This window comes from Sphingopyxis sp. H115 (assembly GCF_001468465.1).
Lineage (GTDB): Bacteria > Pseudomonadota > Alphaproteobacteria > Sphingomonadales > Sphingomonadaceae > Sphingopyxis.
In genome coordinates, this window is record NZ_LNSA01000018.1 from 18,860 (window position 1) to 44,487 (window position 25,628).

Annotated in this window: 26 protein-coding genes; 18 read left to right on the top strand and 8 right to left on the bottom strand. The window is 65.4% G+C overall.

The genetic code is table 11. The features are described 5' to 3' along the window. Nucleotides 1-3: 3 nt before the first annotated feature. The 4 genes from prsK (at nucleotide 4) to ATE71_RS13425 (ending at nucleotide 5,868) form a co-directional block, all read left to right on the top strand. The gene (gene prsK, locus ATE71_RS13410) at nucleotides 4-2,121 is read left to right on the top strand and encodes an XrtA/PEP-CTERM system histidine kinase PrsK (RefSeq protein WP_058803829.1); all 2,118 of its coding nucleotides are present in this window, start codon (nucleotides 4-6) and stop codon (nucleotides 2,119-2,121) included. Next, nucleotides 2,118-3,512, top strand: coding sequence for a PEP-CTERM-box response regulator transcription factor (gene prsR / locus ATE71_RS13415; RefSeq protein ID WP_058803831.1), 1,395 nt, complete (start codon nucleotides 2,118-2,120; stop codon nucleotides 3,510-3,512). The genes prsK and prsR overlap by 4 nt, the downstream gene beginning before the upstream one ends. After that, a complete protein-coding gene (locus ATE71_RS13420; RefSeq protein ID WP_058803833.1) occupies nucleotides 3,513-5,357 on the top strand; it encodes a tetratricopeptide repeat protein in 1,845 nt (614 codons plus the stop codon). Nucleotides 5,358-5,454: 97 nt separating this feature from the next. Continuing rightward, the gene (locus ATE71_RS13425) at nucleotides 5,455-5,868 is read left to right on the top strand and encodes a hypothetical protein (protein ID WP_152998781.1); all 414 of its coding nucleotides are present in this window, start codon (nucleotides 5,455-5,457) and stop codon (nucleotides 5,866-5,868) included. A 35-nt stretch (nucleotides 5,869-5,903) separates the two neighbouring features. On the opposite strand, the gene ATE71_RS13430 is transcribed toward ATE71_RS13425, so the two are convergent. Both ATE71_RS13430 and ATE71_RS13435 read right to left on the bottom strand, forming a co-directional pair. After that, a complete protein-coding gene (locus ATE71_RS13430; RefSeq protein ID WP_058803837.1) occupies nucleotides 5,904-6,251 on the bottom strand; it encodes a GntR family transcriptional regulator in 348 nt (115 codons plus the stop codon). Nucleotides 6,252-6,322: 71 nt separating this feature from the next. Beyond that, nucleotides 6,323-6,904 (bottom strand): nitroreductase, encoded by a 582-nt coding sequence (locus ATE71_RS13435; RefSeq protein ID WP_058803929.1) that lies wholly within the window; start codon nucleotides 6,902-6,904, stop codon nucleotides 6,323-6,325. Between the two features lie 183 nt (nucleotides 6,905-7,087). Between ATE71_RS13435 and ATE71_RS13440 the strand changes: the two genes are divergently transcribed. From ATE71_RS13440 to ATE71_RS13460, 5 genes are all read left to right on the top strand, one after another. Beyond that, a complete protein-coding gene (locus ATE71_RS13440; protein ID WP_058803839.1) occupies nucleotides 7,088-8,671 on the top strand; it encodes a peptide MFS transporter in 1,584 nt (527 codons plus the stop codon). 3 nt (nucleotides 8,672-8,674) lie between these two features. Continuing rightward, nucleotides 8,675-10,087: an amidohydrolase gene (locus tag ATE71_RS13445; protein WP_082665205.1), complete on the top strand. Its 1,413-nt coding sequence runs from the start codon at nucleotides 8,675-8,677 to the stop codon at nucleotides 10,085-10,087. Beyond that, on the top strand, nucleotides 10,084-11,385 hold the full coding sequence (locus tag ATE71_RS13450) for an amidohydrolase family protein (RefSeq protein ID WP_201022955.1): 1,302 nt from the start codon (nucleotides 10,084-10,086) through the stop codon (nucleotides 11,383-11,385). Before ATE71_RS13445 ends, ATE71_RS13450 begins: the two co-directional genes overlap by 4 nt. Before the next feature lie 136 nt (nucleotides 11,386-11,521). After that, complete coding sequence (locus ATE71_RS13455) at nucleotides 11,522-12,220, top strand: NnrU family protein (RefSeq protein WP_058803841.1); 699 nt, start codon at nucleotides 11,522-11,524, stop codon at nucleotides 12,218-12,220. A gap of 10 nt (nucleotides 12,221-12,230) precedes the next feature. After that, nucleotides 12,231-12,767, top strand: a complete 537-nt coding sequence (locus ATE71_RS13460; RefSeq protein ID WP_058803843.1) for a DUF1003 domain-containing protein — start codon at nucleotides 12,231-12,233, stop codon at nucleotides 12,765-12,767. Between the two features lie 51 nt (nucleotides 12,768-12,818). Here ATE71_RS13460 and ATE71_RS13465 read toward each other — a convergent pair whose 3' ends face one another. Together ATE71_RS13465 and ATE71_RS13470 are read right to left on the bottom strand one after the other, a co-directional pair. Then, a complete protein-coding gene (locus tag ATE71_RS13465) occupies nucleotides 12,819-13,646 on the bottom strand; it encodes a hypothetical protein (RefSeq protein WP_058803845.1) in 828 nt (275 codons plus the stop codon). 113 nt (nucleotides 13,647-13,759) lie between these two features. Continuing rightward, on the bottom strand, nucleotides 13,760-14,206 hold the full coding sequence (locus tag ATE71_RS13470; RefSeq protein ID WP_058803848.1) for an RrF2 family transcriptional regulator: 447 nt from the start codon (nucleotides 14,204-14,206) through the stop codon (nucleotides 13,760-13,762). Between the two features lie 151 nt (nucleotides 14,207-14,357). Between ATE71_RS13470 and ATE71_RS13475 the strand changes: the two genes are divergently transcribed. From ATE71_RS13475 to ATE71_RS13485, 3 genes are all read left to right on the top strand, one after another. Beyond that, nucleotides 14,358-14,915 (top strand): hypothetical protein, encoded by a 558-nt coding sequence (locus tag ATE71_RS13475; RefSeq protein WP_058803932.1) that lies wholly within the window; start codon nucleotides 14,358-14,360, stop codon nucleotides 14,913-14,915. Next, a complete protein-coding gene (locus ATE71_RS13480) occupies nucleotides 14,912-15,619 on the top strand; it encodes a hypothetical protein (RefSeq protein WP_058803849.1) in 708 nt (235 codons plus the stop codon). Before ATE71_RS13475 ends, ATE71_RS13480 begins: the two co-directional genes overlap by 4 nt. An 88-nt stretch (nucleotides 15,620-15,707) precedes the next feature. Further along, nucleotides 15,708-16,310, top strand: coding sequence for an HD domain-containing protein (locus ATE71_RS13485; RefSeq protein WP_058803852.1), 603 nt, complete (start codon nucleotides 15,708-15,710; stop codon nucleotides 16,308-16,310). Nucleotides 16,311-16,388: 78 nt separating this feature from the next. On the opposite strand, the gene ATE71_RS13490 is transcribed toward ATE71_RS13485, so the two are convergent. Both ATE71_RS13490 and ATE71_RS13495 read right to left on the bottom strand, forming a co-directional pair. Then, entirely contained in the window at nucleotides 16,389-17,192 is an 804-nt protein-coding gene (locus ATE71_RS13490) for an enoyl-CoA hydratase-related protein (protein ID WP_058803854.1), read from the bottom strand. Between the two features lie 127 nt (nucleotides 17,193-17,319). Beyond that, complete coding sequence (locus ATE71_RS13495; protein WP_058803856.1) at nucleotides 17,320-17,823, bottom strand: FKBP-type peptidyl-prolyl cis-trans isomerase; 504 nt, start codon at nucleotides 17,821-17,823, stop codon at nucleotides 17,320-17,322. Nucleotides 17,824-18,033: 210 nt separating this feature from the next. Between ATE71_RS13495 and ATE71_RS21755 the strand changes: the two genes are divergently transcribed. The 4 genes from ATE71_RS21755 (at nucleotide 18,034) to ATE71_RS13510 (ending at nucleotide 21,390) form a co-directional block, all read left to right on the top strand. Continuing rightward, entirely contained in the window at nucleotides 18,034-18,207 is a 174-nt protein-coding gene (locus tag ATE71_RS21755) for a DUF1328 domain-containing protein (protein WP_082665206.1), read from the top strand. A 361-nt stretch (nucleotides 18,208-18,568) separates the two neighbouring features. Then, complete coding sequence (locus tag ATE71_RS13500) at nucleotides 18,569-19,168, top strand: EF-hand domain-containing protein (protein WP_058803858.1); 600 nt, start codon at nucleotides 18,569-18,571, stop codon at nucleotides 19,166-19,168. Between the two features lie 144 nt (nucleotides 19,169-19,312). Beyond that, complete coding sequence (locus tag ATE71_RS13505; protein WP_058803860.1) at nucleotides 19,313-20,047, top strand: response regulator; 735 nt, start codon at nucleotides 19,313-19,315, stop codon at nucleotides 20,045-20,047. Beyond that, nucleotides 20,044-21,390 carry a sensor histidine kinase gene (locus ATE71_RS13510; protein WP_058803863.1) on the top strand — a complete coding sequence of 449 codons (1,347 nt, stop codon included), beginning with the start codon at nucleotides 20,044-20,046 and terminating at the stop codon, nucleotides 21,388-21,390. Before ATE71_RS13505 ends, ATE71_RS13510 begins: the two co-directional genes overlap by 4 nt. Nucleotides 21,391-21,508: 118 nt before the next feature. Here ATE71_RS13510 and ATE71_RS13515 read toward each other — a convergent pair whose 3' ends face one another. Together ATE71_RS13515 and ATE71_RS13520 are read right to left on the bottom strand one after the other, a co-directional pair. Next, entirely contained in the window at nucleotides 21,509-22,504 is a 996-nt protein-coding gene (locus tag ATE71_RS13515) for an aldo/keto reductase (RefSeq protein ID WP_058803865.1), read from the bottom strand. After that, the gene (locus ATE71_RS13520; RefSeq protein WP_082665208.1) at nucleotides 22,501-23,757 is read right to left on the bottom strand and encodes a dicarboxylate/amino acid:cation symporter; all 1,257 of its coding nucleotides are present in this window, start codon (nucleotides 23,755-23,757) and stop codon (nucleotides 22,501-22,503) included. The genes ATE71_RS13515 and ATE71_RS13520 overlap by 4 nt, the downstream gene beginning before the upstream one ends. A gap of 171 nt (nucleotides 23,758-23,928) precedes the next feature. Between ATE71_RS13520 and glmM the strand changes: the two genes are divergently transcribed. Beyond that, complete coding sequence (glmM, locus tag ATE71_RS13525; protein ID WP_058803867.1) at nucleotides 23,929-25,269, top strand: phosphoglucosamine mutase; 1,341 nt, start codon at nucleotides 23,929-23,931, stop codon at nucleotides 25,267-25,269. A gap of 118 nt (nucleotides 25,270-25,387) precedes the next feature. Beyond that, nucleotides 25,388-25,621 carry a DUF1272 domain-containing protein gene (locus tag ATE71_RS13530; RefSeq protein ID WP_011541267.1) on the top strand — a complete coding sequence of 78 codons (234 nt, stop codon included), beginning with the start codon at nucleotides 25,388-25,390 and terminating at the stop codon, nucleotides 25,619-25,621. Nucleotides 25,622-25,628: the final 7 nt, after the last annotated feature.

Sequence of the window (25,628 nt, forward strand, 5' to 3'; positions counted from 1 at the left end):
GCCATGACCGCGCTGGCGGGCCTGTCCCAATCCCTGTCGATGCTGGCCCTCGCGGGCTTTGCCGGGGCCGCGCTGTGGCTGCTGGCGCGATCGCCGGCGCGCATGGCGGCGCCGATGCCCGTGCCCCGCCGGTTGGCGCTGGCGGCGGCGGCGACCGCGATCTGGTGCGGCGCGCTCTATGCCTTTGCGCCGGGATCGTCGCAGGCGCTTGTCGTCCAGTCGCTCCGCGATCTCGCGATGCTGTTCTGGCTGTCGGGAACCTTCTGGTCGGCGACCGCGCCGATGTCGCGGCCGCAGCGCGTGATCCTGTGGATGCTTGTGACGATCGACCTGTTCGCGTTGCTGCTCGGCGGCGCGGCCTATTTGCGCGCGGGGGCGGGGGCCTTCCCGTGGATGACGTCGACGCTGACCGTCGGCGCGATGCTGGTCGCGGTCGGCGGGCTGCTGATCGTCGACAGCGGCGTGCGCCGCGCCGGGGCGGGGCAGCGGATGCCGGTGATGGCGGTCGCCGGCGGCTTTGCGATGCTGTGGGCCTATGAGCTCAATGTCCAGCTGATCGGCGCGCTGACGGGCGAGACGGCATCGACGCTGATCCAGCTGTTGCCGGCCGTCGCGCTGCTCGTCCTGCCGACCTATGTCGTCGCGGCGATGGACGCCGGCCGCGAGCGGATGCAGCTGTCGCGTACCGCCGCGATGCGGACGCTGCTGCTGCTTGGCGGTGCGGCCTATCTGGTGCTGATCGGGCTGACCGGCGCCGTCGCGCGGATGATCGGCGGCGACTATGCCGAACTGGCGCAGGCGACGTCGCTGGTCGTGGCGCTGGGGACCGGCGGCATATTATGGGCCTCAGACCGCGCGCGGGCGTGGCTGTCGGTCATGATTTCCAAGCATTTTTTCGAGCATCGCTACGATTATCGCACCGAATGGATGCGGTTCACGGCGACGCTGGGGCAGGGGGCCAAGGGCGACGGCGAAGACGACGGCAATCTTTACCGCCGCGTCGCAAAGGCGCTCGCCGAACTGACGGGCAGCCCCGGTGCGTTGCTGATGCTGCCGGCGGCTACGGGCGGCTTTCGCGTCGCGGAACAATGGCACTGGCCGGCGGGGATCGACGAGGATGCGGCGCTGTCATTGCGATCGGCGTTCATGTTGCAGGAAACGCGGCATATCGTCGATCTCGACGCCCAGCGGCGCGGCCAGCCGGCGCAGGACCTTGCGATCCCCGAGTGGCTGGTCGCCGACCATCGCGCGTGGGTGGTGGTGCCCGTCGTGCATTACCAGCGGATGATCGCGGTCGTCGTGCTCCACCGTCCGCCGGTGTCGCGCGCGCTCGATTGGGAAGACCTCGACGTGCTGCGCATCGCGGGCCAGCAGGCGGCGAGCTACCTGGCCGAATCGCAGAGTCAGCAGGCGCTGTCCGAGGCGCGGCGCTTCGACGAGTTCAATCGCCGCTTTGCCTTCATCATGCACGACATCAAGAATCTGGCGAGCCAGATCGGGCTGCTCGCGCGCAACGCCGAACGTCATGCCGACAAACCCGATTTTCGCGCCGACATGGTCGAAACGCTGAAGATTTCGGCGGGCCGGCTTTCGGACCTGCTCGTCCGCCTGTCGCCGCGCGAGCGGGGTCCCGCCGCGGAGGCCGGGCGCGTGCTGATCGAGCCGTTGCTGGCCAACGTTGCCGCCGAGGTGCGTCCGCGCCGCGAACTGTTCGTCGGGTGTCAGGCGGGGCTTGCCGCCTGGGGCGATGCGGGATCGATCCGCCAGGTCGTCCAGCACCTCGTCACCAATGCGATCGACGCGTCGGCGCCCGAAACGCCGGTGCAGCTTGTCGCGGTCGCCGAACAGGGGCGGGTGCGGATCGACGTGATCGACCAGGGATGCGGCATGACGCGCGATTTCATTCGCAACGAATTGTTCAAACCCTTCGTGTCGACGAAGGACGCGGGATTCGGGCTCGGCGCCTTTGAAGCCTTGCAGATCGCCCAGGCAATGGGCGGCGCGATCGAAGTGGCGAGCGCGCCCGGGCAGGGTAGCGACTTCACGCTGTGGCTGCCGCTCGCGGGCGCGCACGGCGAAGCGGGCGTCGACCCGCGCATGATGAAAGTGGGATCGAAATGAGTGCGGGAACCAAGGGGGCGGAGGCCGACATCCGCACATTGCTGGTGGTCGAGGACGACCCCGGGCTGCAGGCGCAGCTCAAATGGGCCTATGAAGATTATCGGGTGCTCGTCGCGGGCGACCATGACGCGGCGATCGAATTGCTGCGCGCCGAGGAGCCCGAGGTCGTCACGCTCGATCTGGGGTTGCCGCCCGATCCCGACGGGACGCGCGAGGGGTTCCGGACGCTGAAGGCAATCCTCGAGGCGAAACCCGATACGAAGGTGATCGTCGTATCGGGGCATGGCGAGCGCGCGAGCGCGCTAACGGCGATCGCCAGCGGGGCATGGGATTTCTACCAGAAACCGATCGATATCGAGGAACTAGGCCTGATCGTCGCGCGTGCCTTTCATGTGCGCGAGCTCGAAGCCGAAAATGCCCGGCTGGCGCAGCAGGGGGCGAGCGACAATCGCGTGCTGGGCGGGATGATCACCGGCGCGCCCGAGATGCTGAAAGTCGCGCGCACGATCGAACGCGTCGCGAACCTCGACGTGTCGGTCATGCTGCTCGGCGCGAGCGGGACAGGCAAGGAGCTGCTTGCGCGCGGGCTGCACGAGGCGAGCGCGCGGCGCGACGGCGCGTTCGTCGCGATCAATTGCGCCGCCATCCCGGAAAACCTGCTCGAAAGCGAGCTGTTCGGGCATGAAAAGGGGGCGTTCACCGGGGCGGTGAAGACGACCGAGGGCAAGATCGAACTCGCCCATGGCGGGACGCTGTTCCTCGACGAGGTCGGCGACATTCCGTTGCCGCTCCAGGTCAAGCTGCTGCGTTTTCTGCAGGAGCGCACGATCGAGCGCATCGGCGGGCGCAAGCCGATCGCGGTCGATACGCGTATCGTCTGCGCGACGCATCGCGACCTCGACGCGATGATCGCCGAACAGAGCTTTCGCAACGATCTCTATTACCGGCTTGCCGAAATGGTGGTGAGGATTCCGTCGCTGGCCGAGCGGCCGGGCGATGCCGTGCTGCTCGCGCGGCACTTCCTCCATCAATATGCGCCCGACATGAACCCCGGCGTGCGGGGATTTGCGCCCGATGCGTTGCAGGCGATCGACGAGGCGCGCTGGCCGGGGAATGTGCGCGAGCTTGAAAATCGCATCAAGCGTGCCGTTATCATGGCCGACGGCAAGCTGGTGATGCGCGAGGACCTCGATATGGCGGGCAGTGAAAGCGGCGAGGGAGCCGACGAGGCGTGGTTGAACCTGCGCAGCGCCCGCGAGGCGGCCGACCGCGTCGCGATCCGCCGCGCGATGACGCAGAGCGAGGGCAATATCTCGCTCGCCGCCAAGTTGCTCGGGATTAGCCGGCCGACGCTGTACGACCTGCTCAAACAATATCGGATGCAGGCCTGAGTGCGCTTGCGCCGTTCTTGGACCGGCACGCTGCTGATCGCAGCGCTGCTCGCGGGGTGCGACGGGGGCGGCGCCGCAGCGCCGCGTCGCGCGTTCGAGGAGCGGCGCGCCGAATTGCAGGAGGCGATCCGCGACAATCCGCAGGCGATCGCCGAGCGCGTCGAACTGGCGCGCGTCGCGATCCGGCTGGGCGACGGTGTCGGCGCCGAGGCGGCGGTCAAGGGCGCGCTGGCGGCCGGCGCGAAAGACGCGGCGCTGCGTCCGCTGCTCGCGCGCGCCTATGCCATGCAGGGCGAGGGGGCGCGGGCGCTCCAGACGATCGATGCCGGGCCGATCATTCCCGAGATGATCGGCGAGGCGGCGTGGGTCGCGGGCGACGTCCATCTGGAAAACGGCGACCTTGGCGCGGCGCGCGAGGCCTATGATCGCGCGGTTCACGAACTGCCGCGCAACGCCGCGCTCTGGGTCGATGTCGCGCGGTTCCGCGATGCCAATGCCGACACGCTCGGCGCGCGCGACGCGGTCGATTATGCGATCGAACTCGACAAGGCGAACAGCGCCGCGCTGGCGTTCAAGGCGAATCTCGTCCGCACCGAAGATGGCCTCAACGCCTCGCTCGACTGGTACGACCGCGCGCTGGCGGCCGATCCGGACAATGCCGACGCGCTGATCGAACAGGCGGCGACGCTAGGCGACCTTGGCCGGTATCGCGACATGCTCGGCGCGCTGCGCCACGCCGCGACGCTCGTCCCGCGCGATCCGCGCCTCTTTTACCTGCAGGCCGTGCTCGCGGCACGCGCCGACAATTACCGGCTGGCGCGCAGCCTGCTCCAACGGACGCGCGGCGAACTCGACGACCAGCCGTCGTTCATGCTGCTGAGCGCGATCGTCGAACTCGAACTGGGCGGCGAAGCGGTGGCCGCGACCTGGGCCGACCGGCTGATCGCGCAGCAGCCGCAGAACTTCACCGCGCACCGCATCCTCGCCGCCGCCAACTGGGCCGACGGCGATGCCGACGGCGCGATCGAGGCGCTGACGCCGATCGTCGACCGGCCCGATGCCGATAGCTGGTCGCTGCTGCTCGCCGCGCGCGCCGCCTCCGAACTGGGGCGGGGTGGCGAGGCTGCCGATTATCTTGCGCGCGCTGCCATGTTGACACGCGGGGAGGCGCTGCCCTTTGCCGCGAACAACGACTATGGCCTGCTGACGATGGCGGCCGACGCCGCGCCGCTCGATCCGGCAAAAGTGATCCCGGCGATTTCGGCCGATATATCGAGCGGGAACAGCAGCCGCGCGATCGAGCGCGCGATGCGGCTGCGCGACGCGAACCGCGGCGTTGCCGACGCGCATATCCTGCTCGGCGACGCGGCGCTCGCCGGCGGGCGATACGAGCTTGCGGTGCAGGCCTATCGCGCGGCGCGCGACCTCGACGCGGGCGAGCGGACGACGCTGCGGCTTGCCAATGCCTTGTTCCGGGCGGGTGATGTGGCCGGATCGGGCGCGGCCATCCTTGCGCTGCGCGACAGCCAGCCATCGAGTATCGCCGCCGACCGGCTGGCGGGGCATTTGGCAATGGACCTGGAACGCTGGGACCAGGCGATCGCCTATTTCGAACGGGTTCGCAGCCGGATCGGCGATCGCGATGTCGTGATCCTGCGCGAACTGGCGCGCGCCTGGGCCGCGAAGGGCGACGATGGGCGCGCGCTGCCGCTGATCGATCGGGCCTACCGGTTGCAGCCGCTCAATGCCGGGATCATGGAATTTTATGCGAGCCTGCTCGACCGGCGTGGCGACCGCCGGGCGGCAGCAGATTTACGCGACAAGTCGGCGCAGATCGGCCGGTAGGCCGGGGGCGACGGGTTTCGACCGATTGCTGACGTTTGGCACTTCGACCATAATGTCGCCTTCGCGTCGATGCGACGCGGCATCGGGAGAGCCGTGAATGAAAGTTTGGCTAATGATAGCTATAGCGGTCGCATTGATCGCTCCCGAAGCCCGCGCTACTTCAACAAGGTGTAGCAATCCGAAGAGAGAGCAAGTTCTTGCGACGGCCCGAGTGGCGCTACCCACTCGAGATATCGAAGCGCTGGAACAGCGCTTTGAGCTTGTTGCACCCAAAATCGGGATGACCACGTGGGGTGTCGCGGGAGATGACGGCCGTGGCATTCGCGACGTTACTTTAGGGCTGCAAAGTCCCAAGGTGAGCGTCAGTATAACGGCCGAATGGCGAACTGGTCAGAAAGCCGCTTTTTTGCAGGTAGAGCGAACTTGCATCAACGATGCTCTCGAACCGTGGCAGCCTTACTGGAAACACTTCCTAAGCGAGCTGCGGGAAGCTGGCTACGTCGTCGGGTGAAGTCCGCTTCCCACCCCAAAGCAGAAATGGCAGCTTTACGCCTCGGTCAAATCGAGCAGCGTCCGCGCGTCGAGGCCGATGCGGCGCATCTGCTGGGCGACGGGGGGCCACACATTGGTAAGGAAATCCTCGCGCATCAGGTCGCGGAGGCGCTCGGTGGCGCCTTCGGCGACGAACATGCCGACCCCGCGCTTGACCGTGACCAGTCCTTCGTCCTGAAACGTCTGGTACGCCTTGGCGACCGTCAGCGGGTTGGCGCCTTCGTCGGCCGCAAGCGAGCGGACCGACGGGAGCATGTCGCCGTCGCGAAAACTGCCGTCGAGGATCGCATTGGCGATGACATCGCGCAGGCGCTGGTACACGGGTTTGGACTGATCGAGCATGCCGCCTTAATGCCATAAGACAGCAGCACAGTCAAATGCGTTCCGTTACAACGTATACCGCATAGACGAAATTAAATTTCCCAAGTGGAGACAGTATCGTCATATTCGGGGCGCGGGCGTTCGTCGAGCGCGCGGCCGGCGGTGCCAAGGAAGAAATAGCCGACGATCGTATCGCCGTCGCCCGCACCGAAGGCCGCAGCGACATCGGCATTATAGGCGGCCCAGCCGGTGAGCCAGCTGCCGACGAAACCATGCGCATGCGCGGCGTGGAGCAGGTTCATGCCAACGGCGCCCGCCGACATCTGTTGCTCCCAGACCGGGATCTTGCTGCCCGCGACCGGCGTCGAAAGCAGCACGAGCAGCGTCGGTGCCTGATGCGCAAACTGGTCGAGTGCCGACAGGTCCATCCCCGCCGCACCGGGATTTTCGGCGACCCATGCATTTTTGAGCAGCGCGGCGAAAGCGTCGCGCTGGTCGTCGGCAACGGTGACGATGCGCCAGGGCGCGAGCTTGCCATGGTCGGGGGTGCGCAGCGCGAGGGCGATGATGTCCCTGAGCTGCGTGGCGTCGGGGCCCGGCGATATCATATCGCGGGCCTTGCCCGAACGTCGGGTGGCGAGGTAGGCGAGGAGTGAGGAGCGGTCGTTGAACATGCGCGCCATGTGGCCTTTTGCGAGGCTTTGCGCAAGTGTTGCGAATCATTCGCAACAGAATCCGGCCCGATCGCGATGGTTTCGCGCGCAATTAGATTCTTCCCATACGCAATTTTGACGCTAGTGTTACGGCCAGCCGCCCCGTTTCCCGGGGCCAACATCATATTCCAGGGAAGGGTCGCCATGACCAAAGCCTATGCCCAGCACGGGGATGCCGCCGGGACATTTCTCGGCCACCCGAAGGGCCTTTTTGTCCTGTTTTTCGCCGAAATGTGGGAGCGTTTTTCCTATTATGGGATGCGCGCGCTGCTCATTTTCTACCTGACCAAGCATTGGCTGTTCTCGGACAGTGAATCGGGCGTGATCTATGGCGCCTATACGGCGCTGGTCTATATTACCCCGGTGCTCGGCGGCTATCTTGCCGACCGTTGGCTGGGGCAGCGAAAAGCGGTCGCCTATGGCGCCATATTACTGACATTCGGCCATTTCATCATGGGATTCGAGGGCGATGGCGGGCAGGATCCGGCCAGCCTCAGCATCTTCTGGCTCGCGCTCGCCTTCATCATCGTGGGTTCGGGCTTCCTGAAAGCGAACATCTCGGTGATCGTCGGCCAGCTTTATCCGCGCACCGACGTGCGCCGCGACGGCGCCTATACGATCTTCTACATGGGGATTAACCTCGGCGCCTTCCTCGGTTCGCTGCTCTGCGGCTATCTCGGTGAAACCTATGGCTGGTCCTATGGCTTCGGCGCCGCGGGCTTCGGCATGCTGCTCGGTCTGATCGTCTTCATCTGGGGCAAACCGCTGCTGCTCGGCCGCGGCGAACCCGAAGATCCGGCGAAGCTGGCGCAGCCCGTCATGGGCATCAAGTTCGAGTGGCTGCTCTATATCATCGGCCTGCTGGCGGTCGGCGTCTGCTGGTGGATGGTGCAGAATCAGGCGCTTGTCGGGACGCTGCTCGGCGTCGCGGGCGCGGCGCTCGTTCTCTATGTCGTCTTCACCGCGGTCGTGAAACTGCCGCCCCACGACCGCGACCGTATTTTCGCCGCGATGTTCCTGATCCTCGGGTCGATCCTGTTCTGGGCGTTGTTCGAACAGGCGGGTTCGTCGCTCAACCTGTTCGCCGACCGTTATGTCGACCGCGCGGGCGTTCCGGCGTCGGTCTTCCAGTCGCTCAACGCCGGCTATATCGTCCTCTTTGCCCCCGTCTTCGCGGCGCTGTGGACCTGGCTCGGCCGCCGCGGGTGGGAGCCTTCGGCGCCTGCCAAGTTCGGCCTTGCGATGCTCCAGCTCGGGCTCGGCTTCTTCATCCTCAAATGGGGCGCCGAAGCCGCGGGCCTCGAAAATGCGACCCCGGTGCTGTTCATCTTCCTGATCTACCTGCTCCACACGACCGGCGAGCTGTGCCTGTCGCCCGTGGGCCTCAGCGCGATGAACCGGCTGGCGCCGGCGCATATGGCGTCGCTGATCATGGGCACCTGGTTCTTCGCATCGGCGACCGGCAATTTCGCTGCCGGTCTGATCGCGGCGGCGACGGGTTCGGAAAAGGCGAGCGGCGAGGGCGCCGGCAAGGCGCTGGTGCTCGACGTCTATGGCACGATCGGTCTGTGGGCCATCGGCTTTGGCGTGCTGGTGATCGTCGTGTCGCCGCTGATCAAGAAGCTGATGCATCTCGACACGCTGCGCGATGCCGAGGATCTTGCAGGCGAGAGCGAACTGGCCGAACCGCAGGGCGCCGGCGTTCATCCCGAACCCAAGGGGGCGTAATCGATGATCCGGGGCGTGAAGGGCAGCCTGCTGGCTGCGGTGTCGCTGGCGCTCGTCGGCTGCGCGGCGACCGGGGGCGAGGCGAAGTCGGCGGGCGATGCGCCTGCCGCACCCGCCGCGAAGCCGGCCAAGTTCGATAAGGATCCCTATCCGTCGACCTACAAGGGATATCCGACCCGTCTGACGGTGGTGAAGGGCGTCACCATCTTCGACGGCGAGGGCGGGCGGATCGACAATGGCTCGATCGTGATGTCGAGCGGGAAGGTCACGGCGGTAGGTGGCCCCGACATGGAGCTGCCGACCGACGCCGACGTCATTGACGGCACCGGCAAATATCTCACCCCCGGCATCATCGACATCCACAGCCACCTTGGCGACTATCCCTCGCCGTCGGTCGATGCGCATTCGGACGGCAATGAGGCGACGTCGCCGACGACGCCCGAAGTGTGGTCCGAACATAGCGTGTGGCCACAGGACCCCGGCTTCAGTCGTGCGCTGGCGAACGGCGGCGTGACCGCCCTTCAGATCCTGCCCGGTAGCGCGAATCTGATGGGCGGGCGCTCGATCACGCTCAAGAACGTTCCCTCGCGCACCGTGCAGGGGATGAAATTCCCCGGCGCACCCTATGGCCTCAAAATGGCGTGCGGCGAGAATCCGAAGCGCGTCTATGGCGGCAAGGGGCGGATGCCCTCGACCCGCATGGGCAATTTCGCGGTCAACCGCGCGACCTGGGCGAAGGCGGCAGCGTACAAGAAGAAGATGGACGACGGGAAAGCCGTCGAGCGCGACCTGGCGATGGAAACGCTCGCCGGCGTACTGGCGGGCGAGATCCTGGTGCACAATCATTGCTACCGCGCCGACGAAATGGCGCTGGTGATCGATATGTCGAAGGAATTTGGTTACAAGGTGTCGACCTTTCACCACGCGGTCGAAAGCTACAAGATCGCCGACGTCCTCGCGAAGGAAGGCATTTGTTCGGCGATGTGGGCCGACTGGTGGGGCTTCAAGATGGAAGCCTACGACAGCGTGAACGAGAATATCCCGCTGGTCTACAATGCCGGCGCGTGCACGATCGTCCATTCGGACGACGCGAACCAGATCCAGCGGCTGAATCAGGAAGCGGCGAAAGCGCGTGCCGCCGGGCGCCGCATCGGGATCGATGTCAGCGACGAAATGGCGTGGACCTGGCTGTCGTATAATCCCGCCAAAGCCTTGGGTATTGCCGACCAGACGGGCAGCCTGAAACCCGGCAAGATGGCCGACGTGGTGCTGTGGAACGGCAATCCGTTCAGCGCCTATACGCGGCCCGAAAAAGTGTGGATCGACGGCGCGTTGATGTTCGACGCGAACGATCCGAAACGGCGTCCGGTGAGCGATTTCGAACTGGGTCAGCCGGGTGAAGGAGACGTGAAATGATGCGCGCGCTTCTTCTTTCCGCCGCCGCCATGATCGCACTTCCCGCAGCGGCGCAGGATGTGGCGATCGTCAATGCCAAGCTGGTCATCGGCGACGGCAGCGCGCCGGTTGAGGGCGGCACCGTCGTCGTGCGCGGCGGCAAAATTGTCGCGGCGGGCGCGGGCGTTGCGGTGCCCGCGGGCATCGAGCGTGTCGATGCGGAGGGCAAATATGTCACCCCGGGGATCGTCGCGGCGTTCAGCCGCGTCGGGCTGACCGAGGTCGACGCGGTCAGCGGAACCAACGATCGCTCGGCGCCGCGCACGCGCTTTTCGGCGGGGCTCGACATCGCGCCCGCGCTGAACCCGATGGGCTCGCCCGTCGCGGTGAACCGCGCGTCGGGCGTGACGCGCGCGATCGTCGCGCCGGGCGGCAGCAGCAATTTGTTCGCCGGGCAGGGCGCGGTGGTCGACCTCGCCGACGACATGGACATGGTGACCAAGCCGCGCGCGCTGCAATATGTCGCGTTCGGGGAGGATGGCGCGTCGAAGGCCGGGGGCAGCCGTGCGGCGACCTTCCTGCTCTTCCGCGAACAATTGCTCGCGGCGCGCAGCTATGCGCGGAACCCCGCGACGCTGGCCGAATGGGGCAACGATGCGATGCTCCAGCGCGCCGACGCCGAGGCGCTGGTGCGCGTGATCGACGGCACGACGCCTTTGTTCGTCCGCGTCGATCGCGCCGCCGACATCGTCAATGTGCTGAAGCTCAGGCAAGAGTTCCCGGCGCTGAAGCTGGTGCTGGTCGGCGTGACCGACGGCTGGCTCGTCGCGCACGAGATTGCCGCGGCGAAGGTGCCGGTGCTCGTCTCGCCGCTCAGCGATCTGCCCGACAGCTTCGAGCGGCTGGCGGCGACGCAGTCGAACGCGGGGCGGCTCAAGGCCGCGGGCGTCGAGGTGTCGGTCGGTGTGTTCGACGACGATGACGCGCACAAGATGGGCTATGCGACGCAATATGCAGGCAATCTTGTCGGGCTGGCGCGCGTCCCGGGCGCGAGCGGAATGACCTGGGATCAGGCCTTCGCCGCGATCAGCAGCGTGCCCGCACGCGCGGTCGGCATGGAAGGCAGCATCGGGTCGCTGCGTCCGGGCCGCGCCGGCGACGTCGTGATCTGGGACAATGATCCGCTAGAGCTTGGCAGCCGCCCGACCGCCATCTGGATCGACGGCAAGGCGCAATCGCTCACGACTCGCCAGGACCGCCTGCGCGATCGTTACCGGACCCCGCAGGAAGGGACGCTGCCCAAGGCTTACGACCGCTAGCGACGGGCAGGCTCGGCGGCGCCTGCCTCGTCTCCACCTCTATGTTGACACTGTTATCTTTGTAGCGGATGGTGCCGGCATGAGGCCGCGAGTCGCCTGCCGCCGGCGGGATCACCGGGGCCGGGAAGGATGGACCATGCAACCGATATCGCTCTTGGTCGTCACCGGCGTGCTGTTCGTCGGTTCGCACCTCTTGCTGTCGCACCCCCTGCGCGCGGGGCTTGCGGGGCGGCTGGGCGAGCGGGGGTTCCAGATCGTCTACTCGATCGTCGCGATCGCAACGCTGATCATGGTGGTGCAGGCGTGGCGCGGGATGCCGCCCGAACCCCCGTTGTGGGCGGTCGGCGACGGCCTTTGGACGGTCGCGTCGCTGCTTGTGCTTTTTGCGAGCATCTTGTTCATGGGATCGCTCATCGGTAATCCGGCGCTGCCCGCACCGGGCGCCGAAAAGGCCGCCGGGGCGCCGCCGCGCGGCGTATTCGCGATCACGCGGCACCCGATGATGTGGGGCTTTACGCTCTGGGCGGTGGCGCATGCGATGGTGATGCCGACGCCGGGCCAGATCATATTGTCGGCGATCATCGCCTTTCTCGCGCTCGTCGGGTCGGCGGGGCAGGATACGAAAAAGGCGCGTTTGATGGGCGATGCCTGGCGCGGCTGGGCGGCGCGCACGAGCTTCATTCCCTATGCGCGGCAGGTTTCGGGCCAATCGCCGTGGGGCGACGCGATCCCGCGTCCGCATGCCCTCTTGGGCGGAATAGTGCTTTGGATTGCCGCGACCTGGGCGCATGGTGCGCTTGGTTACATGGTCGCCGGCATCTGGCGCTGGGTCTGATAGGAGCCCGATGAACGCGGTCACGCATCTCAACGATCTGTCCTTGCGGTTGCTGGGCCGCGCGTTCGACCAGCTCGATGCCGAAGAACGGCGCGTCGTTGAAGCGATCGCCGCGCGTGCGCCGAGCAGCCGCGACGCCGCCGATATCGAGGACGCGCAGGCCAGCTATGGCGACCGGCTGGCCGACAAGGTCGCGGCGGTCGGCGGATCGTGGGGGTTCATCATCGTCTTTTCGCTGGTGCTGCTCGGCTGGATGCTGCTCAATTCCGAGGTGCTCGAACGCTGGGGGCTGGCGTTCGATCCTTATCCCTTCATCTTCCTCAATCTGATGCTCTCCACGCTCGCCGCGGTGCAGGCACCAATTATTATGATGAGCCAGAACCGGCAGTCCGCGAAGGACCGGCTGACCGCGAGCGTCGATTACGAGATCAATCTGCGCGCCGAGCTGGAAATCATGCGGCTGCACGAAAAGCTCGACCAGATGCGCGTGAACGATCTGGCGGCCAAGGTCGACGAATTGTGCGCGCGGATGGAAGCCAAGGGCTGACGCCGCAAAAAAGGTCGGTTTGGGGGCGGGAAGCAGACGTCATTCTCGTGCTCATTTCAGTTCGGGATGAGGAGCCATCCAGAGCTTTTCATGAGGAAAAGGAAAGCGGATGGAAGCCGCCCATTTTTCATCGTCTATTTCGACGGCGCCTTTTTCCTTCCGGCGCTTTAGGAATGCGCGCAACTCGGCAAGTTGGAGCGACGGCATAAATATACTGAACGAGTCGCCTCGTCTAATCGTCTTTGGATCGCTGAGACCGGGCCATTCCGGTGGCCATCTCACCGACAGACCGGGTGCATTCTTATATGGCCAGATCATCACTTCAATGTTTTTAGGTAGCCAAGCGCGGCTTTTGGGGTGTTGGAATTGGGTCAGCATATCGTAGGCAGCGGTGACTTCCTTCGGTATCTTCGCCCGGACATTGCTGTCCTTAAGCGAGCCATACACAGAAACGAATACCGGCCTCTCAGCCCGATAGACGAGCAAATCTTGGGTGGGTTGATCCGTTGCGTTCTCGGCCTCAAAACGTCCGTAAAACCGCGAGAGGGCCGGAAGATTAAGTCGATCGAGAAAATACTTCAGTTCTTGGTCGGTTAAGCGCGTAGCCGTGAAGCCGTTCGCAGCTTTCTGGATTACAGTTCCCTCCTCATAGAGTGCGAACGTCGGGGAGTCCGACCCAATCACCGCCGCCCATGGGTCGCGATCAAGCAAAATCACGAGTGGGCTGGGCACATCGGACCTTCGGGCTGCGGCAAGCGTAATCGGTCGTTCGAAGAACGAGACTTGATCTGGTTGGGGGAGGATTGTCTTCTGCTCGACCTTGGGCTCGGCGGCGGTGGAGCCGCCGACAAAACACATGAGCGTAAGCTGCAATATCATGCGGGTAGCGCCCATTCCTTGCACCTTCTTATTCTATCGGCCTTGCCAACCGGAATGTTGTCGCAACCTCCGCCATCGAAGGAAGCCCGCTGGTCTGACGCAGCTTCCTGCCGCTATTCGGCCGCCTCGTCCTTTTCGAACAGGGGCTCCATCTTGATCGGGTCGGCCAGCGTGATGCGGTCGAGGATCGCCGCGGTGTCGTCGCGGACCTTCAGCATCAGGCTGCGCATCCGGCATTCGATTTCGGGCAGGCAATTCTTGCATTGTTCGTGCGCGTTGCGCGCCGCACAGGGAACGAGCGCAAGCGAGCCGCGCGTCAGCCGGACGAGGTCGCCATAGCTGATATCGACCGGCGGCAGGGCCAGCTGGTATCCGCCGTCGCGCCCGCGCTGCGAGATGAGCAGACCCTCACGCGCCATTTCGGACAGGATGACGGTCAGGAATTTGGGCGGGATATTCTGCGCCTCCGCAATGTCCGCCAGCTGCACCTGCCCCTTGCCCCAATGGTCGGCAAGGTGCTGGAACGCGCGGATCGTATAGCGGGTCTTTTGCGAGAGCATGGCGGCGTTACTGTGACATATTCGGTGTTAATTCAACCTGTCTGGATGACATAAGTTGCAAGGTTGATGAAAATCACAGCGGGTGGCATGAAAAGCGCCTATAAAAGGTCGCACGATGGCCCGGCACCGGGCGCCACGAGGGTGGATTATGATGCGTAAAATATGGGCGACCCCGGCCGTTCTTGCGGCCTGCCTGCTGACCGTCGCACCGGCGCAGGCGCAGTTCGGCAGTCTGCTGCGCAAGGTGACGACGCCTGCGCCCAAACCGAGCGAAGAGGGCAACGGCGGCTGTCCCAAGGGTAAGAAGGGCAATAGCATCGGCCGCAACATCCTCGGCAATGTGCTCAACGACGCGGTCGGCGATGCGGCGAGCAAGGCCGGTGTCTATTCCTATGTGCCGATTGCAGAGGTGAGCGGGACGCTGACCGACGCGATTGCCTGCCGCCTCGATCCCGGCGAGCAGGTGCAGGCGGCGGCAGCGACCGAGGAGGTGACGCGCGGCGAAGAGGTCGGCGCGACCGCGAACTGGACGAGCGCGACGCGCGAGAATGTTAGTGGATCGTCGACTGTCGTGGCGCGCAACGACGAGGCGGGCGGCCGGCGCTGTATGAGTGTTACCGACTTCATCATCGTCGAAGGCGAGGAAACGCGGGTCACCAAGCGCATGTGCAAGGAACCCGGCCAGGCGCGATATGTGGTTGCGGCATGAAGCCGTTCGCGCGTCTTTCGATCGCCGCCGCCGCGCTGCTTGCGATCGGCGCTACGCCGGCAAAGGATCCGATCAATCCGACTTGCCCGCTCAACCCCGGCTGGTCGACCAATCCGCAGATGCAATTCACCTATTTCGAGCAGGGCGGGTGGAAAATCATCAAGGGGGAAGGGCGCATCGACAAGGATGTCGTGCCCCGGCTGAAGGCCGCGCTCGCGAAGCATCCCGACCTCGATGAAATATGGCTGAGCTCGCCAGGCGGCGATGCGCGCGCAGGCAATGAAGCGGGGCGGTTGATCCGCGACACGCTGGACGTCGTCACGCGCATCCCTTCGGGTTGGGCCTGTTACAGCGCGTGTAACTTCATGTTCATGGGCGGGCGGTCGCGCACCATCGATCCCGGCGGGGAGTTTATCGTGCATATGTTCACCCGCACCGGCGACAGGAGCACGATCGATTACAGCGTCGCCATGGGTACCGATGCGACGACCGAGCTGATCGGCGAGATTGAGCAGGATGCGGCGCAGCTCGCAAGTGAGGACAATGATTTCATGATCCGCATGTTCCTGTCGCGTGAGCTGCTTACCGACATCATGTACAAGCAGAAGGCGGTGAAAGGCAGCGGTCCCGACAAGTCGACGCGGCGCTGCCTGACGCTGGACGAAGCCCGCAAATATGGCGTCATGAACGCCGAGTTCGAGTAGGCGCCGCAGGGCCGTCGGGGTTCGATCGCCGGACAGTTGCAAACAGCAACGAATGACGTAGACTGGTCGCCAACAAGGAGAGGCTGCCATGAACGACATGACGCACGAGCATGCGACCTTCCGGTCGATGATCGACGGGACGCAGGAAGACTGGGACATTATCGCGCGCGAGCAAAAGGAGTTCGCGCCCAACAATGGCAAGCGCATCCTAGAGCATCTGAAGCTGCTCGGTGGCGATTATGGCGGCTTCCCGGTCGACCGGCTCGAACATTGCCTGCAGACCGCAACGCGCGCGCACCGCGACGGCCGCGACGAGGAATATGTCGTGATGGCGCTGCTCCACGACATCGGCGACACGCTCGGCGCGTTCAATCATCCCGATGTCGCAGCCGCGATCCTCAAGCCTTTCCTGTCAGAAGAAAATCTGTGGATCGTCCAGCATCACGGCATCTTCCAAGGGCATTATTTCTTTCATTATCTCGGGCTCGATCGCGACATGCGCGATCAGTTCAAGGACAGCCCGCATTATGCGGCGTGCGCCGAATTCTGCGAGAAATATGACGCGCCGGCGTTCGATCCCGATTATGACAGCGAGCCGCTGGAATTCTTCGAGCCGATGGTGATGCGGCTCTGCTCCTATCCGCGCACGAGCATCTACAAGAAGGTGATGGTCGAGGAAGCGGCCGAATAAGGATCGTGGCCCCCGCCGAAAGCCGGGGCCCATTCACGGTTGGTTGCGGGACCCGGCTTTCGCCGGGGATCACAATGCTTACATCCCCTTGAACCCGGTCTTGCGCTTTTGCTGGAACGCCATGATGCCCTCCATCGCATCGGCGGTGCCGCCCGCGATGAACTGGCCCTTGGCTTCGGCATCGAGCGTCGTCGCGAAATCCTGCGTCAGCCCGTCGCGCAGAATCTTGCGCATCGTGCCGAGCGCGATCGTCGGCCCGTTCGCGAGCCGCGCCGCCAGCGCCTTCGCTTCGGCCATCAGGTCGGCATCGTCGACGCTCTTGTAGATCATGCCCCAGTCGGCGGCCTGATCGGCCGAAATCTTCTCGCCCAGCATCATCATCTGCAATGCGCGCGGCACGCCGACCAGTCGCGGCAGCAACCACGACGAGCCGCCGTCGGGGACGAGGCCGATGTTGACGAAAGCCTGCAGGAAATAGGCGCTCTTGCCCGCGATAGTGAAATCGCCGGACAGCGCAAAGCTGCACCCCACGCCCGCCGCGGGGCCGTTGACCGCGACGACGACGGGGATGTCGAGATTGGCGAGCGCGAGCAGCATCGGGTTGTAATGGCCACGCAGTGCATTGCGGCTCCGCGCGCCGCCGCTGACCGCACCGCCCGCCGAGCGATCGCCCGCAAGGTCGGCTCCCGAACAGAAGCCGCGGCCTTCGCCGGTGATCAGCAGCGCGCGCGCGCCAAGGCCCGGCAGATGATCGAGCGCTTCGCGGATATCGTCCGCCATTGCGGGCGGCATCGAATTGAGCCGGTCGGGACGATTGAGCGTGATCGTCGCAACATTATCGGTGATGTCGAGCTTGATCGTGTCGAAGGTCGGAAGGGTCATGGGGAAGAATCCTCTCGCGGCTGCTTTACCTTTACGTTCACGTAAAGTTGTGACCGATTCGCGAGGCGAGCGCAAGGGGGAAGGGGGGCGGTCCCCGCTCCGCAGCCGTCCCGGTGGCTTTGCCGGTTCAGCCAGCGGGTTTGACGCCCAGAAGTTCGACGGTGAACAACAGCGTCGCGCCGCCGGGGATAGGGCCCTTGCCCTCCGGTCCATAGGCGAGCTGCCAGGGGATCGCGAGTTCGACCTTGTCGCCGACGCCCATCAGGGCGACGCCCTCCTGCCAGCCTGCGATCACGCGGTTGAGCGGGAAGGTCGTCGGCTCGCCGCGCCGGACCGAACTGTCGAATTCCTGTCCGTCGGTAAAGGTGCCGACATAATGAACCGTGACTTCGTCGGTCGGGCCGGGGCGGGCGCCGCTGCCGTCGCCGGCGATCCGGCGCCAGCGCAGCCCCGACGGGGTGGCGCGCCAGCCGTCGATCCCGCTGCGCTCGGCAAGCGCCGCCATCTGTTTGTTGAGATAGGCGGTGCTCGGACCTGCTGCCTCGTCGGCCGGCTGGCCCTGTGCTGCGGAGGAAAGGCACAGCGCGGCGGTCGCAGCGGCAAGCAGCGGGTTAAGCGGTGAACTGGTCATGGAAACTCCCTCGAACGATATGCGCATAAGCGCATCGCGCGCACGATAGGCAAGGATTTATGTCGCTGGCCTTGCGGAACTTTGGTGCGGCGGCATCGTTATGCCTTCGTATCGACAATCCGAGATTTAGGGCGCGGCCGCCGGCCGTTCACCGTCGAAAGTTCTGGCTTTCGAGGCGGGTATGCCGCGCAAGGTGCAAGGAGATTTCAGATGTTCAAATGGGCTTTGATTTTTGCGGTGATCGCGCTGCTGGCCGGGGTGCTCGGTTTCGGCGGGGTCGCGGGTGCGGCCGCCGGCATCGCGAAGATCCTGTTCTTCGTCGGCCTTGCGCTGGTCGTGCTATTCCTGATCATGGGTTCGGCCGCCGCGCGAAAGCTGAGCTGAAAATAATCGGCGCGGGCGGGAACCATCGGAGCCTTGCCGCGTTTCATATACCTGCTTGATCGAAAGAAAGAGTGGATATGACTTCTGTCTTCGGACGAAGTCTAGGGAGCCCCGCCGCAGGAATGCGACGGGGCTTACCTGTTTCCGGGCATGGGAAAAGATAGGCGCGGAGTGGACTTGCCAGCGCCGAGTCCGCAATGTTTCCACCGCCGCTTTCGTTCAAATGAACGAGGCCGTATTTTTGCGACATATTGCGACAATTTGTCGTCGATCCGGCAATTCGTTGGGACAGATCGCATCTAGAACGCCTTCATCGGGGCCGGGGTTTTCCCTCCGAGTGTCCCATGCAGGAGTTTATGACGTGAAGAAAATCTCTCTTTTGACATTGGGCGCCGCATTGATCGCAGTGCCCGTCCTCGCCGCTCCCGGCGGGGACCGCAACGCCACGCTGACTCGCGCCGAGGCGCAAGCCAAGGCGGCCGACATGTTCGCCAAGATGGACGCCAACAAGGACGGCAAGCTCGACGCCGCCGACCGCGCCGCCAAACATGCCGAAATGCAGGCGAAGCGCTTTGCGTCGCTGGACGCCAATTCGGACGGCAGCATCAGCAAGGCCGAATGGGATCAGCATGGCGCCGAGCGCGCCGCGAAACGCGCCGAACGCAAGGAAAAGCGCGCCGCCGCGGGCGAAGCCGGCGAAGGCAAGCGCGACCATATGCGCGGCCATCGCGGCAAACGTGGCGGCCACGGCATGCGCGGCGGTCACGGCGGCTGGATGAAGGCCGACGCCGACGGCGACAAGGCGATCAGCCAGGCCGAGTTCCAGACGGCGGCGCTTGCCCGCTTCGACGCCGCCGATGCGAACAAGGATGGACAGGTAACGCCCGAGGAACGCCAGGCGCAACGCGGCGAATGGCGCGCCAAGCGCGGTGCGGCGCCCGCCGCCCCCGCCAACCCCTAACCATTTGGCAGGGACAAGGCGCGAAGCGCACCGCCTTCCTCCCCCCTCCCGGGCATTGCCTTTGCCGCCGGTCCCTGCCAGCTATCGCCCATCGGCCCCTCGCGGCCGGTGGGCGAACTAGCATCCATTTTTGACGGGAACCCCATGACCGATAGCGACGCGCCGCGCATTCTCCTCATCGACGATGAACCGTCGATACGCGAGCCGCTGGGCGAATATCTGACTGCGCAGGGTTTCGCCGTGACCGACGCCGCGAGTGCGGCCGAGGCGCGGTCTGTGCTGCGCGCGCAGGGCGTCGACCTTGTCGTCAGCGATATCATGATGCCGGGCGAGGACGGGCTGTCGCTGACCCGCCACCTGCGCGAGACGAGCAATATACCCGTAATCCTGCTGACCGCGCGCGCCGAGGATACCGAACGGATCGTCGGACTGGAAATCGGTGCCGACGATTATGTCGTCAAACCCTTTAATCCCCGCGAACTGGTCGCGCGCATCCGCACCGTGCTGCGCCGTACCCAGCAGGGCGGCCGCGCGATCGACGGCGGCGGCACCTGCTATGCCTTTGGTGACTGGGTGCTGCGCGAAGTCGAACGGGTGCTTGTCGATGCCGACGGCAACGAGGTCGCGCTGTCGTCGGGCGAATATCATCTGCTCCACGCGCTCGTTCGCCATCCGCGGCAGGTGATGAGCCGCGACCGCCTGCTCGACATGGTGCGCGGCCGCGAAGCCGATATTTTCGACCGGGCGATCGACAATCTGGTCAGCCGCCTGCGCAAGAAGATCGAGGTCGATGCCGCGCATCCGCAGATCGTCAAAACTGTGTGGGGCGGGGGCTATACGCTCGCGTGCGAGGTCCGGCGCATGGGGCCTGCGGCATGAAATTGCGTCTCTGGCCCAAAAGCCTTGTCGGCCAGCTTGTCTTCGCGGTGGCGGTGATGCTTTTCGTCGCGCAGGCGATCAACTTCGTCCTGCTGTCGCGCGGGATGCGGCAACAGGCGCTGGCGCACGGCGGCGGCATGGCGGTCGCGCGCGTGATCGATGCGATCGAGCGCGACCGGCGCGGCGATTTCCGGCGCCCACGAAGCGACGCCGAGGCGCGCGAGCGCGCGCAAAAGCTGGTGATCTCCGATACAATGCCGCCGCTGCCGGTTGGGGCGGTGCGGCTGCCCGATCTCGCCAAATATGTCAGCGGCCTCCTCGACGAGACGAACGTCCACGTCGAATCGGTCGATGCCTGGGCGCTCCCGCCGCGCGAACGCCAGCGGCTGCGGCGGCCGGCCTTTCCCGACCGCGCCGTCGTCGTCGTTGCCAAGGTCGACGAACGCTATTTCGCCGTGCGGACGCGGATCGCCGCCGGCGGCAATCGGTTGCAGGGCTTTCTCGCCTGGCAGACGCTGTCGCTTTACCTGCTCCTGCTCGTCCCGATCATGCTGATCGCGTGGCGAGCCGCGCGGCCGCTACGCGACCTGACGCGTGCCGCGCGCGTCAGCCCGGCGCTGCGCGAAGCCGAACCGATCGAAGAAGAGGGGCCGTCCGATGTCCGCGACCTGATCGCCGCCTTCAACGCTTATCGCACCCGCATCGCAACGATGCTGTCGGACAAGGACCGGATGCTCGGCGCGGTCGGACACGACCTGCGCACCCCGCTTGCCAGCCTGCGCGTCCGCGTCGAACAGGTCGACGACGACCTGCTGCGCGACAAGATGGTCGCGAGTATCGAGGAAATGACCGCGATGCTCAGCGACATATTGGCGCTCGCGCGGTCGGGCGCCGGGACCGAGGCGCTGGAGCGCCTGCCGCTGCGCGACCTGATCGGCGAACTGGCGGCCGATTATCAGGAGCGCGGTAAGGATGTTTCCGTCGCCGACGTCGCTGCCGTCGCGGTGCTGGCGCGGCCGCTGCTGCTCAAGCGGGCCTTGCGCAACCTTGCCGACAATGCGCTCGCCTATGGCCAGCGCGGCCGGCTGTCGGTGACGGCGGCAGCGGGGCGTGCGCGCATCATCGTGTCCGACGACGGCCCCGGACTGACGGAGGAGCAGATTCGCACCCTCGTCGAACCCTTTGCGCGCGGCGAACAGTCGCGCAACCGCGCAACCGGCGGCGCCGGGCTCGGCCTGTCGATCGCGCGCGATATAGCCGAAGGCGAGGGCGGCACGCTGACGCTGCACAACCGCCCGGGCGGCGGCCTCGACGCGATCATCGAATTGCCCGTTCAGGCATAGGGCCAGCGTCCTCGGTCGAAAGCGGCGGCGGCATTGGGGTAGGCAGCCGAAGTTAATATCCTCCTTGTGGCGCAGCCACAGGAAGGATCAAGGACCGCAACCAGTCGTCAGCGGTCGGCTAGAGCCGCACCATCCGCATCCCTGTCTCGCCATAGCGCAGGCCGCTCGTGCCGCCCTTGGGGGCTGCGGCGTCGATCGCGGCAAGGTCGTCGACGGTCAGCGTGACGTCGGCGGCGGCGACGCTGTCCTCCATCGTGGCGCGGCGCTTGGTGCCGGGAATGGGAACGATTTCGTCGCCCTGCGCCAGCAGCCAGGCCAGCGCGACCTGCGCCTTCGACACGCCATGCCGGTCGGCGACCGCGCCGATCGCGTCGACGATTGCGAGATTGGCGGGAAGATTCTCGTCCGAATAGCGTGGGTCGTTCCGCCGCCAGTCGCTCTCGGGCAATTCGTCGCGGCTGCGCACCGCGCCCGCTAGGAAGCCGCGGCCGAGCGGCGAATAGGGGACGAAGCCGATGCCATGCTCGCGGCAGGCGCCGAGGATATCGTCCTCGACGTCGCGCTCCCAGATCGAATATTCGCTCTGCAATGCGGTGATCGGCGCGGCCCTGGCGGCGCGGCGTATCGTCTCCGCGCCGGCTTCGGATAGCGCGATGTGGCGAACCTTGCCTTCCTTCACCAACTCCATCATCCCGCCGACGGTTTCCTCGATCGGGACCGACGGATCGACGCGGTGCTGGTAGAAGAGGTCGATCGTGTCGATGCCGAGCCGCTGGAGCGAGCCTTCGCACGCCGCGCGGGCATTGGCGGGCGATCCGTCGACGCCGGTGATCTGTTTGCCTTCGAAGCGGAAGCCGAATTTGGTGGCAATGACGAGGCCGTCGCGCTTGCCTCGGATAGCCTGTCCAAGCAGTTCCTCGTTCGAGAAAGGGCCATAGATTTGCGCGGTGTCGAAAAAGGTGACGCCAAGATCGATCGCGCGGTGGATCGTCCGCGTCGATTCGTCGGGATCGGCGGCCTCGCCATAAAGGATATTGCCGCCCTTGATCATTGGCATACAGCCGATGCCGATCGCCGACACCTCAAGGCCGTGGCCGAGCTTGCGATATTTCATGCGCTTTCTCCTGCTGCTGCGGGGGCTTCGGCTTCGACACCGTCGGCGGCATATTTGGTCGCCGCGACATCGCCGATCACATTGCCGATCGTTCGGAAAATGTCGGGAAAGGTCTCGACCGCGACGAGCAGGCCGAGCGGAGCGACCGGAACGCCCATCGACACCGCGATCGGCGCGATCGAGGTCACGAAGCTGATCGAGCCGGGCAGGCTGACCGACGAGAGCGCCGCCGCCATCGCGACGAGCAGGCCGACCGCCATTTCCCACGGGGTCAGCTCGACCCCGAACAGCCAGGCGACATAGATGACGACGGCGAGGTTCATCGCCGGGCTGGTGAAGCGGAACAGGGCGACGGCCAGCGGCAGGACGACGTCGGCCTTCTTGGGATCGACGCCGAGCTCTTCGGAGGATTTGAGCATCGCCGGGAGGCTGGCGAGCGAACTTTGCGTGCTGATCGCGACCGCAAGTGTCGGAACCATCGCGCGAATGAAGCGCGGGACGGTGATGCCGACGACGAGCCACGCGAGCAGCAGCCCGAGCAGGATGCAGCCGGTGCCGACCGCCGACAGGATCAGCACATAATGGATGAGGCCGCCGAACGCCGCGACCCCCGCCTTGACCGCAAGCGCATAGCCCAATGCGAAGACGCCGATCGGGGCGAGCGCGAGTACCCAGCCGATGACGATCAGCATCGCGTCGCCGAGCGCCTTGAACAGGCCGGACAGCGTCGCGCGCTGCGGCGGTTCGAGCCGGGTGATCGCAAAGGCGAAGATGGTGGTGAAGACGATCAGCGGCAGGATCGCGGTTTCGGCGGCCGCCGCGATGGGATTGGTCGGAACCAGCGAGAGCAGGAAGTCGCCGAAGGTCGGCGAAGGCCCCGCCTCCGCCGTGCCGCCGAGGCCGTGACGGAGCGCCGTGGCGGCCTCGGGCGACAGCGGAAAGAGCCGGAGCAACAACGGGGCGAGGAGCAAGGTCATCAGCCCAGACAGGAAAATCGCGCCAAGAAAGGTCATCACCGCGCGGAAAGCGAGCCGGCCTGCGCGCGCGGCGTCTGCGGTCGCGGTGATGCCGGTGATCAGCAGCGCGACAACAAGCGGGACAATCGTCATCTTGAGCGCGTTCAGCCAGAGCAGCCCGACGGGTTCGATCCATGGAAGCGACGCGGTGCCCGCCGCGGGCGAGACCAGTTCGACTGCAATCCCGAGCAACATGCCGGCGACGAGCGCCGAAAGGATGAACCAGGCGGATTTCAAGACGGATTCTCCCGGCGAATTTTATGGTCAGCTTGCCAAGCAAAAGAGGGTGACATAGAGCACCTCCCGAAAGAAGTGGGAACCGGTTTTTGGGCCAAGAAGGTCCGTGAAGGGGCCACCCCGGCCGGCCGGGGACGGTCCGGTAAGCCGGGCTTAGGTAGCAGAGGTGTCATGCGCAAGTTTTTCGGAACCGACGGGATTCGCGGACTGACGAACCAGATCCCGATGACGGTCGAAGTTGCGATGCGCGTCGGCATGGCGGCGGGCGCGCATTTCCTGCGCGGCGACCACAAGCATCGTGTCGTCATCGGCAAGGATACGCGCCTGTCGGGCTATATGCTCGAAAACGCGCTCGTCGCGGGGTTCACCAGTGTCGGGATGGACGTGGTGCAGGTCGGCCCGATGCCGACCCCGGCGATCGCGATGCTCACGCGCTCGATGCGCGCCGACCTCGGCGTCATGCTGTCGGCAAGCCACAACCCCTATTATGACAATGGCATCAAATTGTTCGGGCCCGATGGATACAAGCTCTCGGACGAGGACGAGGCGCAGATCGAATATCTGCTGGCACAAAATCCACCGCTCGCCGACCCCGCGCACATCGGCCGCGCAAAGCGCATCGAGGATGCACGCGGGCGCTACATCCATGCGGTAAAACAGAGCCTGCCCGAATCGATCCGCCTCGACGGGCTGAAGATGGTGCTCGATTGCGCCAATGGCGCCGCGTACAACAGCGCTCCGACGGTGTTTTGGGAATTGGGAGCCGACGTCGTCGCGGTGGGCATTTCCCCGAACGGCACCAACATCAACGACAAATGCGGATCGACTGCGCCCGCGCTGCTGCAGGAAACGGTCGTCGCGAGCGGTGCCGATATCGGCATTGCGCTCGACGGTGACGCCGACCGGCTGATCGTCGTCGATGAAAAGGGCACCATCGTCGATGGCGATCAGATCATGGGCCTGATCGGCGCGAGCTGGGCGCGGCAGGGGCGGCTGAAGGGCGGCGGGGTCGTTGCGACGGTGATGTCGAACCTCGGCCTCGAGCGCTTCCTCGAAGGCGAAGGATTGCGGCTCGAACGCACAAAGGTCGGCGACCGCTATGTGCTCGAACGGATGCGGGAGGGCGGTTTCAATGTCGGCGGCGAACAGTCGGGCCATATGATCCTGTCCGACTATGCGACGACGGGCGACGGCACGCTGGCCGCGCTGCAGGTCCTCGCCGAACTGGTGACCGCCGGCAAGCCGGCGAGCGAATTGCTACACCAGTTCGATCCGGTGCCGCAGCTATTGAAAAACGTCCGGTTCGCGGGCGGCAAGCCGCTGGAAGACGTGCGGGTGCAGGCGGCGATCGCCGAGGGCGAGGCGGCGCTGAACGGGCGCGGACGCCTGGTGATCCGTCCGTCGGGTACCGAACCGCTGATCCGCGTGATGGCCGAAGGCGACGATGCCGGCGAGGTCGAGCGCGTCGTCGACATGATCTGCGATGCGGTGCGGGGCGCGGCCGCCGCCTGAATATCACTCCCACCCGGTCTGCCGACCTTGTCGAAGCACCGTTCCTTTCTCTATGGACGGGGAAGGAAGAACGGCCCTTCGACGCGCTCGGGGCCAACGGCTTTTAAGGAATTTTGACATGCTTGAAATGCGACCCGATTGCGAACGCTGCGGCCGCGATTTGCCCGCCGATATCCATGGTGCCTTCATCTGCTCGTTCGAATGCACTTTCTGCGCGAACTGCGCCGACAAGCTCGACGAACGCTGCCCCAATTGCGGCGGCGACCTGCTCGATCGTCCGCTCCGCGAAGGCGCCGCGCTGGCCAAATTCCCCGCGTCGACCGAGCGGCGGCATCCGGGAGCGAGAGGCTAAGCTGTGA

Bases quoted from the DNA above. Each gene is read 5' to 3' on its own strand.
- prsK (WP_058803829.1), top strand. From the start codon at position 4: ATGACCGCGCTGGCGGGCCTGTCCCAATCCCTGTCGATGCTGGCCCTC.
- prsR (WP_058803831.1), top strand. From the start codon at position 2,118: ATGAGTGCGGGAACCAAGGGGGCGGAGGCCGACATCCGCACATTGCTG.
- ATE71_RS13425 (WP_152998781.1), top strand. From the start codon at position 5,455: ATGAAAGTTTGGCTAATGATAGCTATAGCGGTCGCATTGATCGCTCCC.
- ATE71_RS13430 (WP_058803837.1), bottom strand. From the start codon at position 6,251: ATGCTCGATCAGTCCAAACCCGTGTACCAGCGCCTGCGCGATGTCATC.
- ATE71_RS13435 (WP_058803929.1), bottom strand. From the start codon at position 6,904: ATGTTCAACGACCGCTCCTCACTCCTCGCCTACCTCGCCACCCGACGT.
- ATE71_RS13440 (WP_058803839.1), top strand. From the start codon at position 7,088: ATGACCAAAGCCTATGCCCAGCACGGGGATGCCGCCGGGACATTTCTC.
- ATE71_RS13445 (WP_082665205.1), top strand. From the start codon at position 8,675: ATGATCCGGGGCGTGAAGGGCAGCCTGCTGGCTGCGGTGTCGCTGGCG.
- ATE71_RS13450 (WP_201022955.1), top strand. From the start codon at position 10,084: ATGATGCGCGCGCTTCTTCTTTCCGCCGCCGCCATGATCGCACTTCCC.
- ATE71_RS13455 (WP_058803841.1), top strand. From the start codon at position 11,522: ATGCAACCGATATCGCTCTTGGTCGTCACCGGCGTGCTGTTCGTCGGT.
- ATE71_RS13460 (WP_058803843.1), top strand. From the start codon at position 12,231: ATGAACGCGGTCACGCATCTCAACGATCTGTCCTTGCGGTTGCTGGGC.
- ATE71_RS13465 (WP_058803845.1), bottom strand. From the start codon at position 13,646: ATGATATTGCAGCTTACGCTCATGTGTTTTGTCGGCGGCTCCACCGCC.
- ATE71_RS13470 (WP_058803848.1), bottom strand. From the start codon at position 14,206: ATGCTCTCGCAAAAGACCCGCTATACGATCCGCGCGTTCCAGCACCTT.
- ATE71_RS13475 (WP_058803932.1), top strand. From the start codon at position 14,358: ATGCGTAAAATATGGGCGACCCCGGCCGTTCTTGCGGCCTGCCTGCTG.
- ATE71_RS13480 (WP_058803849.1), top strand. From the start codon at position 14,912: ATGAAGCCGTTCGCGCGTCTTTCGATCGCCGCCGCCGCGCTGCTTGCG.
- ATE71_RS13485 (WP_058803852.1), top strand. From the start codon at position 15,708: ATGAACGACATGACGCACGAGCATGCGACCTTCCGGTCGATGATCGAC.
- ATE71_RS13490 (WP_058803854.1), bottom strand. From the start codon at position 17,192: ATGACCCTTCCGACCTTCGACACGATCAAGCTCGACATCACCGATAAT.
- ATE71_RS13495 (WP_058803856.1), bottom strand. From the start codon at position 17,823: ATGACCAGTTCACCGCTTAACCCGCTGCTTGCCGCTGCGACCGCCGCG.
- ATE71_RS21755 (WP_082665206.1), top strand. From the start codon at position 18,034: ATGTTCAAATGGGCTTTGATTTTTGCGGTGATCGCGCTGCTGGCCGGG.
- ATE71_RS13505 (WP_058803860.1), top strand. From the start codon at position 19,313: ATGACCGATAGCGACGCGCCGCGCATTCTCCTCATCGACGATGAACCG.
- ATE71_RS13510 (WP_058803863.1), top strand. From the start codon at position 20,044: ATGAAATTGCGTCTCTGGCCCAAAAGCCTTGTCGGCCAGCTTGTCTTC.
- ATE71_RS13515 (WP_058803865.1), bottom strand. From the start codon at position 22,504: ATGAAATATCGCAAGCTCGGCCACGGCCTTGAGGTGTCGGCGATCGGC.
- glmM (WP_058803867.1), top strand. From the start codon at position 23,929: ATGCGCAAGTTTTTCGGAACCGACGGGATTCGCGGACTGACGAACCAG.
- ATE71_RS13530 (WP_011541267.1), top strand. From the start codon at position 25,388: ATGCTTGAAATGCGACCCGATTGCGAACGCTGCGGCCGCGATTTGCCC.